Origin of the sequence: Mesorhizobium sp. C432A (genome assembly GCF_030323145.1) — a bacterium.
Taxonomy (GTDB): domain Bacteria; phylum Pseudomonadota; class Alphaproteobacteria; order Rhizobiales; family Rhizobiaceae; genus Mesorhizobium.
In genome coordinates this window covers 2404789-2418026 of sequence record NZ_CP100470.1, presented here as the reverse complement: position 1 = coordinate 2418026, position 13238 = coordinate 2404789, and the positions used below count along the sequence as shown (strand labels likewise).

The window sequence follows — 13238 nt, the reverse complement described above, 5'->3', positions numbered from 1 at the left end:
CATCAGCGTTGCCGAAATGTCACACATCGGGACCATCGAAACGCATTTCCACATCAGAGTGAATTAAAAAAGCGTGGGATCGATTGACATTTGTGCATCGCACAATAAATTTGTTCTCGGACAGGTTTTCCTGTCCATGCCCTCCTTGGGCGTTTCCTCCCTAGACTTCGACCGTGTCGTGCAAACGATGCGGTCTTTTTTTACGCTGCGGGATGGCCAGCGCGGGATTGCATGAACAGCCGCCGCTCCGGCGTCATTCGGCGGCCAGCGGCAGGTCGATGAAGTGGTGGTCGGGCATCGCCATCAGGTCGGCCGAAAAGCGCGCCATATCGTCGGCCAGCGCATCGAAGCCGGCCGATTTCTGGAACGTCCGCTCATTCATGTAGAGGCCGCGATTGACCTCGATCTGCAGCGCATGCAGATGGCGCGCCGGCCGGCCGTAATGCTCGGTGATGAAACCGCCTGCATAGGGTTTGTTGTGGGCGACGGTGTAGCCCATGCCGATGAGCAGGCCGATCGCCGTCTCGGTCAGGGCCGCCGTGGCCGAGATGCCGAAACGGTCGCCGACGATGAAATCCGGCCGCAGGCCGCTGTCGCCCACCCTGATGCTCGCCGGCATCGAATGGCAGTCGATCAGCACGGCATAGCCGAACCTGGCATGGGTTCTGGTCAATAGCCGCTTCAGCGTCTCGTGATAGGGTTTGTAGACCGCCTCTATGCGCTGGACGGCCTCCGCCAGCGGCAGACGGCCGGAATAGATGTCGAGCCCCTCGCCCACCAGCTTGGGCACGGTGCCGAGCCCGCCGGCGACACGCGCCGAGCGGATGTTGCAGAAGGACGGCACCGGCTCGGCGAACATGCGCGGGTCGAGTTCCCAGGGTTCGCGGTTGACGTCGAGGTAAGCGCGCGGAAAATTCGCCGCCAGCATCGGCGCGCCCAGCACCACCGCGCTGCCGAACAGCTCGTCGACATAGCAATCCTCGGAGCGGCGGATGGCGTTCCGGTCGAGCCGCGCCATGGCCAGGAAGCGGTCTGGATAATAGCGGCCGCTATGCGGTGAGTTGAAGACGAAGGGAACGCGCTGCTCGGCGCCCGATCGGATTTCGAAGGGTGGAACGACCGAAAAATCTTCGGCTGCCGTCGTCAATTTGAACGAACCCGGAAACAGCAATGCATCATGATGGGAAACTGCCACCTCATCGGCCGCATGTCCAGCATTTCGGCATGTCAGGAACCGCGTCAAATCAGGATTAATGCCGCCAACGTTCACTTGATGTTTACCGTCAGCTCCTCATATACAGGATGGTTAACGGGCTTGCCGGACGGCAGGCTTGGCTGGGGTGATTCGGACGGGACAAGATGGCACGCATTCTGCTGGCGGAAGACGACGACGACATGCGCCGGTTCCTGGTCAAGGCACTGGAGCGGGCCGGCTACCACGTCAGCGATTTCGACAATGGCGCCAGCGCCTACGAGCGGCTGCGCGAAGAACCTTTCTCCCTGCTGCTGACCGATATCGTCATGCCGGAGATGGACGGCATCGAACTCGCCCGCCGCGCCACCGAGATCGATCCCGACCTCAAGGTGATGTTCATCACCGGTTTCGCGGCCGTCGCGCTCAACCCCGATTCCAAGGCGCCGAAAGACGCCAAGGTGCTGTCCAAGCCCTTCCACCTGCGCGATCTCGTCAACGAGGTCGAAAAAATGCTGCAGGCCGCCTGAAGCGCGCACAGTGTGATCTCGCCGCTTCGTCGGCGGCGCGACAAAACGAGCCTTTCTTTCCCTTTTCCGGCTATTGACGCGCTGGACCAAAAATGGTGTATGCGCGGCTTCGGATGGGCGTGTAGCTCAGCGGGAGAGCACTGCATTGACATTGCAGGGGTCACAGGTTCAATCCCTGTCACGCCCACCATCCTTTCAATAACTTAGCTGCGTCTGCCTGCCGCTTGGCACAGAAACGGCACAGAAATTACCATGACGGCTGCGTGCCCGTTTACTGGGCCTTGGCAAATGTTCGCTCTGCGCGTCGGCCCATCATGTGGTTTAGCTCCAGGACTAAAAAACGCGACCCTTGCAGATTGACGCTTAGTAATTAAGTAGGTATCACCATGATACATCGAGTGGTCGGAAAGGCCTCTCTAGGGAGGCATTGTGACGAGTACGCAACCTTGGGATGCTGGCCGTGCGACGATCGAAATTAGGGCTATCGCCAAAAACCCGAAGCTGAACCTTTCGTACAAGCTTCATGCGCGAGACCGGCTTTCTGAACGTGGCTTGATCGTGTCGGATGTGCTGCATGCCCTCAAATATGGCAATGTCTATCAAGCTCCGATCCCTGCAACGAGAGCGGGACATTTTCGTTATAGGATCGAATGCAAGACGCCAAACGGTGGAAGCCGGTCGATTGGGGTTGTTTTAATCCCCGCGAAGACCGGGAGCCTCATAAAAGTTATATCGGTCATGTGGATCGATGAGTTCGAGCGGATTGCCGGCTCGATAATTGGAGTTCAAGATGATGAATGACGCACACCACTACACGGAGAGCGGGCTGCTCAACGTCTACATCAGCGGAATCGCTGTTGAAGTGGATGATGACGGCGACGAGATCATCACGATTCCCGCCATTAACGAACTGCATCATGTGATCGCCACAGGCATCGTTGATCATGCCAAGGGAATGAGCGGTGACGAGCTGCGTTTCCTCCGATCGGAAATGGGGCTGACCCAAGCTGAATTGGCGACGCTTGTGCATCGTGACAAGCAATCCATCGGGCGTTGGGAGCGTAATGAGGTAGAAATCGACAGCTCAATCGAGGCCTTAGTGCGTCGGCTTGCGATTGAGAAGCTCGAGCTGCCTGTGAATGCTGGGATCGATGAATTGTCCCGTCGCAGTGTCCCGACGACCGAGGCACAGCCGATCAACATTCAAAAGGTGAGCAATGACGCTCACCCATACGAGTTGATCGCTGCGTAAAGTTTTAGAACCCCGCTTCGGCGGGGTTCTTCACGTAGGTTAGACCTCGGCGGCGTTCTTCTGGAAGTCGACGTGGTGATGGCCATAGACTTTGTCGAGCGTTTTCGCCGACATCCCGAGCGCGCCGGCCGCTTCCCAGATGTCGATGCCAGCGAACATCATCCAGGTTGCGCGCGTATGGCGCAGAACGTGCGGCGTGATCGGAGGCTGACCGGTGGCGGCGGGATCAAGCCAGGCGTTGTCGATCGCCATTTCCCAAGCGGTGCGCACTGATGCTACGCCCCTGCCCATATAGCTGACGACATGCAGATGGGTTGACACTGGCTCGCCAGCTTCCTGTGAAGCTGCGTCTCTTGCCGCGTCGTCGATCTTTTTCCATCTTGCTAGATGAGCGCTGATGCGGCGGCCAAGCCGAACCGGCGGCTGGCGCTTGTTCGTCTCGGCTACTCCCTCCCCTCGCCGATGCATGACGCCACGTTGCGTGTCGATCCAGCCGCCGGTCGTATTCGGCATCCATTGGACGTTGCAAATCGCCGCGCGCCGAGATCCTGTGTAGAGCCCCAACAAAATGAAGCGGGCGAGATGGCGATTGACGGCAAAGCGATTACGGCGCCACCGATAATGTTCGCGCCTGGTGGACACGTCGCACCACATCTCCCGATAGAAGCCGAGCGCGCCGGCCAGGTGCATCGCAGCCTCGGTGCGGGTCAGCCAGCGGTCGCGCGGCGGCGAGATGTCGGGCATGGTCACTTCCGGCACGGACGCCAGCGGCCCATGTTCCTTATGCCAATGGTTGATGGCCTTCGACAGTGCAGCAAGCTCTCGCCTGATCGTGCCAGCCTGGACGGTCGCGCCTCGCGCTTTGGCGTAGGCTCGACACGTCTCGCCGCGCACGTCGGCCAGCGTCCTCGATCCCCAAAACGGCAGTAAGGCCGCGATGGCGTACCCGCTCCGCTCGGCGGATTTCTTGTGCGGCGCATACTCGCGCCCGTAGGCGGTCAGGACTTCGGCGACCGAGAGGCGAGCGAGATGACTTTCGCGAGAGACTGGTTTGAATTTTTCCGCGATGTATTCGCCGAGCCTTTTTTCAGCTCCTGCGCGATCTGGTTCGCTGCAGCCTGTGCGTTCGAAGACCTCCCCGACATCTCGGATGATCCATTCCCGGCGCTGCGGGTCGAGGTAGAGCCGGGCGCCTTTGGCTGGTCTTGGCATTTCGTCATCATCTCCCTCATCGCCTGGGGCGTCACGAAGTCAGCCCGCCCTACCCGCATGATTGATAGCCTGCCACGCCTAGACTCAGCCCGCAACGTGGCCGGTGTGATCCGGCCACGGAAGAAGACCTGACATGCCTCCTTTAAGGTAAGCGGCGCGTCGTCGCCTTCGGTCGCGACATTCACTGCAACGATCCTCCGCGCTTGCGAGCACGCGCTTCTTGAAGGACGCGCTGGTGGCAAAGGTCAGCCTCGGTTCTCAGCATGTCAGCCATGTCACGCGCGATCCACGATAGGGCGATGGAGCGATCAAGCAACTTGTTCGACCCATCGAACCGGGGGGTGTCGAGCAAAGTCTCGACGATGATGTCCATGACTTCCGACAGGTGCGCAATGTCGCTCTGCAGATCGTCGAGATTGTCGGTCGGGGCCTTCATTTGGCACCGCCTTTCCACTCGACATCAGCCATAATCCTCGCCAGCTCCCGTATCGTAGTCGAGGGGCTTTCGCTTTGGTCGACCCACATGCGGGCCAATAGCGCAAACTTAATGTCCCGATCGTTCGTGCTGACCACGGGCAGCTTTGAAGCGATGTCTCGGATCGTCTCTTGCTCAAAACCGATGTTGGTCCTGAAATCATCCAGGATTTCGCCCGCCACGTTCCCAAAGCGTGGTTGCTCCTGCAAGCCGGACAGGACATTTGAGGCGGTCTGCAATGCGTCATCGAGCGCGATCAGCTGTGCCAGCGTCAGCTTCTCAGTCTTGAAGCCAAGGGGATGAGCGGGGCGGGTCATGCCACACCACCTTCCGGGTTGCCCTTCGTCTTGACCATGGCGACCATCGTGGCCATTGCGTAGCGATTGACCTCGCCAAGGAAGCCGATTTCTACCCCGGTCAAGTGGTTGCGGGACGGCAAGCGCTCTTCCTGCCTGAGGCGCACCATGTCGTTGACGATGCATCCGAGCAGCGTGGTAGCGCCGTTGGTCGGGTGGCGCCCGATATAGTCGAGATACTCGCGGGCCAATTCGTGGCCCTTGTCGCAGTCCTTGCCGAAATGGCCGCTGGACTCGATGTTCCAGTAGCATATTCCGCTGCCGGCCGGCATCTTGCGATGCATGAAAGACAGGGTATCGGCCTCGTGCGGCACCTTACGGACCGGCTGGACTGGAACTTTCACGTTTACCGTGCTATTTGCATGCTGTGTCACTTTGATCTCCATCTGTGTGACGCTTCAGGGGAGCCGCCTTGGCGGGCGGTTCATTCTTCAGGACGGCGACTACTTTGCCTTGGCGGGCTGGGTGGTCGCCGTTTTCGTTTGGTCAATCCGGTCGCGGATGCACCGCACAATTTCAGAATTTTGAGAACTTCCATTCCGCGCGGCTTGTGAGGCGATGAAAGCCTTCACGTCTGCCGGCAAGCGAACCAAAAATTTCGGGTCCGTCCTAGACACTTCGATCCTCCTTTCCCTGATCTTAACCATAATATTACGGTAAGATCAATAGCACCGTAATATCGATTGACTGACTGGCCGGGCAAGCACTAATTGCACGGTAATATCACTTGCCTGTGGATAACCGAGATGGCCAAAAAACCCGGACGCGGCGCTGAACAATTTGTGGTCCGACTGCCCGAAGGAATGCGAGATCGCATTCGCGATGCGGCGGACCGAAACAATCGTTCGATGAACGCCGAAGTGGTCGCCACCCTGGAGGAAAAATATCCGGCGCCGATCGAGTTCGACCAGAATGCATTTTTCGAAACGTGGATCTCGCCAATAGTCGAAGATGACGCTGCCGACCTTCGCGCGCACGCAAAGCTGATCCGCGCTGCGGATGAAGCGGCCAAGAAAATACATCCGAATTTGGGGGTCTGGGAATCGGCCATAGGTAACAAGCGCGTCCTTCTGAATTTTGGCATTCGGGATCAAAGCCTGCTGCCCCCTCAAATGCGTGAAGTGCTCCTGAGTGTGGTCATGGGGAAAAAGTAGCAGCACAACCTTCCAGCAAGGACAGCCAACTCGGTGTCCATCAGAGCGCACCTGCCGACGGTGCGAACGACCGCAAAAGGCGGCGGGTAAGATCCCCGTCGCCGTCGCTGTATTCAGCGAGGTAGTCAATCAGACTCGACCGGTTCCCGATCGCGCCGTTGAGCATGTACTCGACCTTGGCCGCGACATCGGCCGGCGAGGAGCAAGGCGCGCCGACCATCGACTTGAAGGCCTTTGCCTCGGCCGCCTCTGTGTCGAGCACTGCGACAGCATCCAAGCAGTTGCCATCCGCATCGAACATGGCTTCGTCAGCCATGACTGCAGCCTTGTGAGTGATGATCGCGGCGGTGACGCCAAGCACAGTCCATGCTTCGGGAAGAAGGGCATTCATTATGAGCTCCATCAGTTGACGAAGCCAGATTAAGGGGGTAATTTCCCCTTAAGTCAATAGGTTATTTCCCCTTACGCGCTCTTAAGACGCAAATTGCCTTGGATGCCACCCTGCTTGGCCACGCGGTGCAGCGACTTCGGCGGGAATACGGTGAAGATTTCTCCGACCCAGGCCAAGTGGACGTTCTCTATCGGTTGCGCGTTCCATGACATGAGGTTGACGCGGTCTTTCTGGTTGCCGCGAAAAATCGTCTTGATGAACCGGCGGCCGTCACTCGTTCGAACGGCAGCTTCCTCGCCGTAGAAGCTCTCCAGCGATCTCCGCTGCTCGCGAAATACGATTAGAACAGCTCCGTCTCGAAACTGCGGCAGCATTGAATTCCCGCGCACCTCAAACGCGATCATGTCGCCAGGCAAAGCAAAGGGAACAGGAATCTGGTCTAGCCCTTCGTCTGGAACCTGTTCAAAGTCCGGCTCTACCTCAGCGCCGGCGCCTATATAGCCCATAAGGGGCACCTGGCGAGCGCCACCGTCAGAACCCGCGCTGTCCTCCCCCATGATGTCGGCGACTGTCGTTCCAAGGATCGCGACGAGGCGCGAGAACTTATCGAGACTCGGCCGACGTTTTCTCTGGAGCATGTCGCGAACGAACGATTCATTGAGACCGGCAGCCAAGGAGAGCGACTTCATTGTGTGGCCTTGGACGGCCATCCGTTCCCGAAATCTTGCTTCCCACTCGTTATCCACGGCGTTTTTTCCCCTTGAATTCAAAAGTATGCGGGGTTGTAGCCTATCGCCCCTTGACCGTCACTAAGGTTCTAGCCTATTGGTTAATGGGAAATTTCCCCTTGAGGCTGAATATGGACACCAGGACGGAACTGATTTCGGAAATCGCTGCCTTCCAGTCGAAAGTGAAAGTGCGGGATTCCAACATAGGTCTGATCGCTCTGAACGATCCCAAGTTCGTAACGCGCTTGCGTGAGGGCCGACGTTGCTGGCCGGAGACGGCCAAGAAGGTCCGCGACTTCATGTCCGCAGCTTACACGCACATTACGACGGCCGACGGTACGGTGATCATCCGCGACATTGCATCGGGCGTCACGGCGTCCGGACCCTCGCTGGCGGAAGCTTATGCTGAACTGCGCCGCCTGCTTGGGGTGAAAGAACCAGCATGATGATCCACAAGACCGCGAAGACCGCCGTCGCACCTGGCCGCTCACTGACTGAGAGAGAAGCGGTAGCGCTTACGGGGCGCATCCGCAAAGCCGTCGATAGTGCCTGGGCGCTGCTTCTCGAAGCTCAGGAGCGTGAGGCTTGGAAGGCACTGAAATATGCGAGCTGGGAAGCCTACGTCCGAGCCGAATTCAGCCTGAGCCGCAGCCGATCTTATCAGCTTCTTGATCAGGGTCGCGTCATTGCGGCAATCGCAGAGGCAACCGGTGATCTGTCCACATCTGTACACATTTCGGAAGCTGTGGCGCGAGACATAAAAGCCGACCTTTCGTCAGTGACGGCCGACATCAAGACCCGCGTGCAACAGGGGGAAGCGCCACAAAAGGCCGCCACCGATGTCATCGCGGAGAAGCGCGCCGCCAAAGAAAAAGTGAAAGCCGAACACGACCGCCAGCGCGATAGATCCCACGCCGCGCTCCCCGACGCCGTCAAGCAGCATGTCACCGCCCGCCATGACGCCGTTGCGAAGGCCAAAGCCGACGGCTCGAATGTCGAGACTGTAGACCGTGTGTCTGAATTAGAAGAACTGGTGCGCGGTCTGGAAGCGGACAACGCGGCGCTCAAGGCCGAAAACGCAAAGTTCGCCGACATGTGGGTCCAGTATCAGCAAGGCGGCTTCGAAGCCGTGATCGCTGGCAAGGACGAAGAAATTCGCACCCTAAACGCCCGGCTGATCCAGGAGAGCGAAGACAAGGCCGGATGGATGAAGCGGGCAAAGGGGTGGCAGAAGCGCGCCACTGATCTCGGATGGTCCGGCGACGTCGTCATTCCCCTTGATCCGCAATCTTCGGATGATGAGGTTATTTCCCTTGGCTGACGTGGCCGATCTCTTCAACAGAGTGCGGTCGTTTGGCGCAAACATCGTGCTCGACGACAACTCCCTGCGGATCGTGAACCCGAAGAAGCTGCCTGCATCCGCGAAAACGTACATCACCAAGAACAGTCAGGCCGTCGCCGAATATCTGCGCTCGGACGAGAACATCGAATTCGAAGAGCGTGCCGCGATCGTCGAGTTTGAAGGTGGCGCGCCTCGGGAATGGGCTGAACAGTTCGCCCGCTATCTGTCCCTGACCAAGCCGGCCGGGGTTTCGGAAATGGATTGGTCGTGGTTCCTGACGACATGCGGCCGGATGATTGACGAAGCACCGGGGGTAGCGGTGTGAACGCGCTTCCGCCAGCCCATCAACAGATATCGCTTCGTCCTCACCAAGTCAGGACAGAAGAGCTTTTGCGGCAGCGTATCCGCGAAGGCGCGCGTAGGATCATCCTGGTGGCGCCGACGGCGTTCGGAAAAACAGAGACGGCAATCGATCTCGTCACCAAGAACCAAGCCAAAAATTCTCGAGCCTGGTTCATCGTGGATCGCGTCACGCTGATCGACCAGACCAGCGAGCGCTTCGCAAAATACGGCATCGACCACGGCATTATCCAGGCCGATCACTGGCTGACCGATCCGACGAAGCCCGTGCAGGTGGCATCGGCGCAAACGATAGGGCGGCGCAAATATCTGGATGGCGAGCTGCCGAAGCTCATCATCGTCGATGAGGCTCATTGCGAATATCAATCAAATCTCGAACTGGTCGAGCGCGCGAAAGACTCCATCGTTGTCGGCCTGACCGCGACGCCGTTCACCGACGGTATGGCCGACCACTGGGACGCTCTCGTCAACGGCGCGACGACAAATCAACTCCTCGCCGACGGTTGGCTGACGCCGCTCAAGATTAAGGCTTGCGTCACGCCCGACATGAAGGGCGCCAAGAAGGCGTTCACCGGCGAGTACGACGAAACCGACGCCGGCCAGCGCGGCATAACCATCATTGGCGACGTGATCCACACATGGGTCCAGCAAACGCAAAAGCATTTCGGCGGTCCCGTGAAGACCCTCGTCTTCTCACCATCCGTTGCCCACGGTGAAGAGCTATGCCGGCAGTTCGCAGCGGCTGGCTTCAACTTTCAACAGATCAGCTACCTGGACGCCTCGGATAAAGAGCGGCGGGACAAAATCGAGGAATTCCGCAAGCCTGACAGCGCGATCGACGGTCTCGTTTCCTGCGCGGTACTGACCAAAGGCTTCGACGTGCCTGATGTGATGTGCGGCATCTCCTGCCGGCCCTACAGAAAATCCTTCTCGTCCCATATCCAAGAGCTTGGGCGCGTGATGCGCATTTCCGAAGGCAAAGATTTCGGGCTGTGGCTGGATCACTCCGGCAACTGCGTCACGTTCGCTGAAGATACTGCCTGGCTGTTCGAACATGGTGTCGACAGCCTGTCGAGCGCGCAAAAGAAAGACGGCGAAGCTCGGGAGCCAAACGAGAAAGTCAAACAGAAATACTTCTGCGGTGAGTGCGGGCTTCAAATGGAGCCCCATCACGACGCTTGCCTTTCCTGCGGTTGGCAGCGACCGAAGTATGGCGAAATTCAAGTCGTTGAAGGCGAGCTGATCGATTTCGATTTCAGCATTAAGAACGCCTTCGCGCCTCGAAAGGGCTTGCGCGCGAAGTGCCTGGAAGATCCGAAGTCGATCTGGAACACGGCGCTGGCCTATTGCCTGTCCAATGGGCGCAAGGGCGAGGAATCGTCTCGCAAGTGGGCCTATGGCGTTTGGCGCGGCATCTACCCCGGCAGCAAGCTGCCCTATGGGCTGTTCGATGCGGCCTGCGAACACAGCCGTGTGAAGGTCGACGAGTGGCAGCTTGTCGAGCGTGAAATCAAACGGTTCCGCAACAAGCCGAGGCGCGCGGCATGAGCATCGAAGACGCGATCGACAACGCCTGCTCTTCGGTCGGCATCATCCCGCCAAAGGAACGCAGCTTCGGCAAGTGGCTGCACACCGACACGCTATCCGGCAAGAACGGTAAGGGCGACGGGCGGGTCATCATCAACGAAACGCACGTCACGGCCTTCAACTGGCAAACCGGCGAGACTGTTACCGTCGGGATGGGTGGCGAGGTCGAGAAGCGCGACCGCCAGAAGATCGCAAAGCAAATCGAGTTTTCAAAGCGGAAGAAGCAGGCCGACGCGGCACGCGCTGCCCGACTAGCGTCGGACATGATCGCCACGGCCAAGATCGCCGCGCACCCCTACCTGGCCGCGAAAGGGTTTCGTGACGAAAAGGCCATGGTGATCCGGGCGGAAGACGTCCGCCGGATCGCCGGCGATTATCTCGTGCCCGATGCCAGTTGTTCGTCCGCGATGGTTATCCCGGCTCGCATCGGCGGCCAAGTGGTGTCGGTACAACTGATCTGGGAAGACGGTACGAAAAAGTTCCTTTTTGGTGGGGCCACATGGGGCGCTGCGCACAGGATCAGCACCGGCGTCGATACGTGGCTCTGCGAAGGCTACGCAACAGGTCTTTCCGTCCGCGCAGCTCTGCAGGGCATCAAAGTCAGACCGACCATCCTCTGCTGCTTTTCGGCCGCGAACATCGTGCCGATCGCCAGCACCATCACCGGGCGCGTGTTCATCGCCGCAGAGAATGACAAGCCGCTGAAGCAGTTCGATGGCCTCGGCGCCAGCGAATACTACGCCCGAAAAACGTCGCTGCCCTTTGGCATGCCGCCAGACATGGGGACAGACTTCAACGATCTGCATCAGCGAACGAGCATCTTCGCAGTGCAGCGCTGCCTGACCGGCATTATGGCGATGCGAGACGTCGCATGAAAGAAGAACTGGATCGCTCGAAAGCCTCGTTCAAGCTCGATCTTATCGAGACGGCCAACATTGATCCAACGCTGACGCCGGCAGACTTTAAGGTCCTCGCCGCCTATGTGGCGGTTATGGCCTGGCCGTCGTGCAAGACGTGGCTGGCGTCCACACGGGCTCAAGCGCTGACAGGTTTGGGGGACAGGCAGTTTCGGATCAGTCGCGGTCGTCTGCTCGGCAAAAACGACGCGGGGCGGGCTTATCTGACGCCGGCCAAATCTGGCGGCAAGGTCTCAACCTATAGACTGATTAACCCTTGGCGCGACGAAGCGAGGCAGCACGCTGACGCAATGACCAGCTATCACAAGGAAGTCGAGCGCCAGAAAAAAGCGACGAAAAGGGCCGATTTGTCCCTGCAAAATCTGCCAGGACAGAACCCGGTTTGTCCCGGCAAAATCTGCCGGTCTGTCCCGGCAAAATCTGCCGCCTATTCCCCCTCAATGATTACCCCAAGAGAAGAGGGAGCCGTGGACAACGAACACGGATCGAATGTCGTGCCTTTCAACAAGCGGAGAGCGTCATGATGCGATCGCTTACCCAAGCCGAACTTGACCGCCCATGCCTGGCGCAACTCATCGTGCCGAGGAAGCTAAATGGGATCGCAAATCAGTTCTGCATGAAGCTATCAGGAAGCAAGTCAGCTTCCATAGCCGCCTCAATGAATGCGATTCTAACCCTCGAATCGCTGCAACGTCCGATGCGCGCCTCAACCAGTGCGGCCAACGCGGCGAGGAATTTCGGCCCGTCCGAAGGCCATTCGCCGTTGGTGAGCACATCTGCCATGTCGGCGTGCGTCTCGATGACGCGAACCCCGTGCGCGATTTTGATCGGCACTCCGCCAACATAGTTAGCCATGCTTCCCAACGACTTTTCAAGCGCAACGTTCCACATGAGTTACAAAGTAAACGTCGATCTTTAGCTCTTCGGTACAAGCAGACTTCACGCAAAGCGCGTCCTAGCACTTCGCGTTCCCAATAACCAGCGGCTGGCGTTGCAGACCAAAGCCGGCGGCGAATCTCGCGCCATGACTGAGATGCAGCGCATGACCCAACGGAGCATTGTATGACCAAAGCAGCAAAAAAGACCAAACCGGCCGCGCCAAAGATGCGTAAGGGCGAGGCCGAGCAGGTAAAAATCCGTCGCGACCTCGGCCATGACTTCGCTGTCCAGAAGGACGATCACGGTCGCGATCGGCTCATTGCCGGCACCGCCGACGCAAGACGCATCTACGATGTCAGCAATGGCGGCTACATCAGCACGGGTGGCATAGCTCGGGTTCGCAATGTCGATCCGCTCAAGGGCATATCCAGCCTAACCTACAAGCAGCGGGAGGCTGGCGCTCGGTATCGCGCCGACTTCGAACTGGCGGCTCGGGAAGGACTGAAGACGATGGGGATGGGGGAACGTGTCGACAGCGGCTCACGGGGGACGAACGTTTCGGCCAAGCTCATCGACAACCACGCTCTTATGGCACGGGCCAGGCAAGCTCTGGTCTATCCCGAAATTCTGGCGGTAATTGATGCCGTGTGCGGTCTCGGGTTGTCGATCAAGGAAGTTGCGCAGCGGGAGAACGTGGTCCGAGACATTCCCGCCCAACTATTGCGCATGGGCTTGCAACGTCTCGTTTTTCACTACGGATCGCAGTCAGCAACGCGTCACAACAGTTGAAACGTGCCGTCACGTATGGTAGATATTCGGGCACTGTGACGAGGTGCGCCGGAACCCGCCCAAATCAGGCGGGT

At 58.7% G+C, this 13238-nt stretch carries 20 protein-coding genes and 1 tRNA gene; 12 read left to right on the top strand and 9 right to left on the bottom strand.

Annotation, left to right across the window (positions count from 1 at the left end):
* Positions 1-253: 253 nt before the first annotated feature.
* On the bottom strand, positions 254-1195 hold the full coding sequence (locus NLY33_RS11710; protein WP_023704024.1) for an N-formylglutamate amidohydrolase: 942 nt from the start codon (positions 1193-1195) through the stop codon (positions 254-256).
* 164 nt (positions 1196-1359) lie between these two features.
* On the opposite strand from NLY33_RS11710, the gene cpdR reads away from it, so the two are divergent.
* The 4 genes from cpdR to NLY33_RS11690 all read left to right on the top strand — a co-directional run bounded on the left by cpdR (position 1360) and on the right by NLY33_RS11690 (position 2974).
* The gene (cpdR, locus tag NLY33_RS11705) at positions 1360-1722 is read left to right on the top strand and encodes a cell cycle two-component system response regulator CpdR (RefSeq protein WP_023671195.1); all 363 of its coding nucleotides are present in this window, start codon (positions 1360-1362) and stop codon (positions 1720-1722) included.
* A 115-nt stretch (positions 1723-1837) separates the two neighbouring features.
* Positions 1838-1912: transfer RNA gene (locus NLY33_RS11700), tRNA-Val, on the top strand.
* A gap of 239 nt (positions 1913-2151) precedes the next feature.
* Positions 2152-2523, top strand: a complete 372-nt coding sequence (locus NLY33_RS11695) for a DUF4258 domain-containing protein (protein WP_156932549.1) — start codon at positions 2152-2154, stop codon at positions 2521-2523.
* Positions 2513-2974: a helix-turn-helix domain-containing protein gene (locus tag NLY33_RS11690; protein WP_023707637.1), complete on the top strand. Its 462-nt coding sequence runs from the start codon at positions 2513-2515 to the stop codon at positions 2972-2974. Before NLY33_RS11695 ends, NLY33_RS11690 begins: the two co-directional genes overlap by 11 nt.
* 39 nt (positions 2975-3013) lie before the next feature.
* Here the strand turns inward: NLY33_RS11690 and NLY33_RS11685 are convergent, their stop codons facing one another.
* The 5 genes from NLY33_RS11685 to NLY33_RS29475 all read right to left on the bottom strand — a co-directional run bounded on the left by NLY33_RS11685 (position 3014) and on the right by NLY33_RS29475 (position 5664).
* Entirely contained in the window at positions 3014-4186 is a 1173-nt protein-coding gene (locus tag NLY33_RS11685; RefSeq protein ID WP_023707636.1) for a tyrosine-type recombinase/integrase, read from the bottom strand.
* A 181-nt stretch (positions 4187-4367) separates the two neighbouring features.
* Positions 4368-4622, bottom strand: a complete 255-nt coding sequence (locus NLY33_RS11680) for a hypothetical protein (protein WP_023707635.1) — start codon at positions 4620-4622, stop codon at positions 4368-4370.
* The gene (locus NLY33_RS11675) at positions 4619-4978 is read right to left on the bottom strand and encodes a hypothetical protein (RefSeq protein WP_023691775.1); all 360 of its coding nucleotides are present in this window, start codon (positions 4976-4978) and stop codon (positions 4619-4621) included. The genes NLY33_RS11680 and NLY33_RS11675 overlap by 4 nt, the downstream gene beginning before the upstream one ends.
* On the bottom strand, positions 4975-5391 hold the full coding sequence (locus NLY33_RS11670) for a hypothetical protein (protein ID WP_156932550.1): 417 nt from the start codon (positions 5389-5391) through the stop codon (positions 4975-4977). Before NLY33_RS11670 ends, NLY33_RS11675 begins: the two co-directional genes overlap by 4 nt.
* A gap of 69 nt (positions 5392-5460) precedes the next feature.
* Positions 5461-5664: an Arc family DNA-binding protein gene (locus NLY33_RS29475; RefSeq protein WP_031195931.1), complete on the bottom strand. Its 204-nt coding sequence runs from the start codon at positions 5662-5664 to the stop codon at positions 5461-5463.
* A 99-nt stretch (positions 5665-5763) separates the two neighbouring features.
* On the opposite strand from NLY33_RS29475, the gene NLY33_RS11665 reads away from it, so the two are divergent.
* On the top strand, positions 5764-6171 hold the full coding sequence (locus NLY33_RS11665) for an Arc family DNA-binding protein (RefSeq protein ID WP_050590868.1): 408 nt from the start codon (positions 5764-5766) through the stop codon (positions 6169-6171).
* Between the two features lie 40 nt (positions 6172-6211).
* Here NLY33_RS11665 and NLY33_RS11660 read toward each other — a convergent pair whose 3' ends face one another.
* On the bottom strand, positions 6212-6562 hold the full coding sequence (locus NLY33_RS11660; RefSeq protein ID WP_156932551.1) for a hypothetical protein: 351 nt from the start codon (positions 6560-6562) through the stop codon (positions 6212-6214).
* A gap of 71 nt (positions 6563-6633) precedes the next feature.
* Complete coding sequence (locus tag NLY33_RS11655; RefSeq protein ID WP_196814875.1) at positions 6634-7251, bottom strand: S24 family peptidase; 618 nt, start codon at positions 7249-7251, stop codon at positions 6634-6636.
* A gap of 170 nt (positions 7252-7421) precedes the next feature.
* Between NLY33_RS11655 and NLY33_RS11650 the strand changes: the two genes are divergently transcribed.
* The 6 genes from NLY33_RS11650 to NLY33_RS11625 are packed head-to-tail and all read left to right on the top strand — an operon-like array spanning position 7422 to position 12020.
* Positions 7422-7736: a hypothetical protein gene (locus tag NLY33_RS11650; protein ID WP_050590869.1), complete on the top strand. Its 315-nt coding sequence runs from the start codon at positions 7422-7424 to the stop codon at positions 7734-7736.
* Positions 7733-8611: a hypothetical protein gene (locus tag NLY33_RS11645; RefSeq protein ID WP_023707629.1), complete on the top strand. Its 879-nt coding sequence runs from the start codon at positions 7733-7735 to the stop codon at positions 8609-8611. The genes NLY33_RS11650 and NLY33_RS11645 overlap by 4 nt, the downstream gene beginning before the upstream one ends.
* The gene (locus tag NLY33_RS11640; protein ID WP_023707628.1) at positions 8604-8957 is read left to right on the top strand and encodes a hypothetical protein; all 354 of its coding nucleotides are present in this window, start codon (positions 8604-8606) and stop codon (positions 8955-8957) included. The genes NLY33_RS11645 and NLY33_RS11640 overlap by 8 nt, the downstream gene beginning before the upstream one ends.
* Complete coding sequence (locus tag NLY33_RS11635) at positions 8954-10540, top strand: DEAD/DEAH box helicase (RefSeq protein WP_084565723.1); 1587 nt, start codon at positions 8954-8956, stop codon at positions 10538-10540. The genes NLY33_RS11640 and NLY33_RS11635 overlap by 4 nt, the downstream gene beginning before the upstream one ends.
* A complete protein-coding gene (locus NLY33_RS11630; protein ID WP_023707626.1) occupies positions 10537-11454 on the top strand; it encodes a primase/helicase family protein in 918 nt (305 codons plus the stop codon). The genes NLY33_RS11635 and NLY33_RS11630 overlap by 4 nt, the downstream gene beginning before the upstream one ends.
* Positions 11451-12020 carry a hypothetical protein gene (locus tag NLY33_RS11625; RefSeq protein ID WP_023707625.1) on the top strand — a complete coding sequence of 190 codons (570 nt, stop codon included), beginning with the start codon at positions 11451-11453 and terminating at the stop codon, positions 12018-12020. The genes NLY33_RS11630 and NLY33_RS11625 overlap by 4 nt, the downstream gene beginning before the upstream one ends.
* Before the next feature lie 82 nt (positions 12021-12102).
* Here the strand turns inward: NLY33_RS11625 and NLY33_RS11620 are convergent, their stop codons facing one another.
* Positions 12103-12351 (bottom strand): DUF982 domain-containing protein, encoded by a 249-nt coding sequence (locus tag NLY33_RS11620; protein ID WP_023709099.1) that lies wholly within the window; start codon positions 12349-12351, stop codon positions 12103-12105.
* 207 nt (positions 12352-12558) lie between these two features.
* On the opposite strand from NLY33_RS11620, the gene NLY33_RS11615 reads away from it, so the two are divergent.
* A complete protein-coding gene (locus NLY33_RS11615) occupies positions 12559-13164 on the top strand; it encodes a DUF6456 domain-containing protein (protein WP_023707623.1) in 606 nt (201 codons plus the stop codon).
* The last annotated feature ends 74 nt before the right edge of the window (positions 13165-13238 follow it).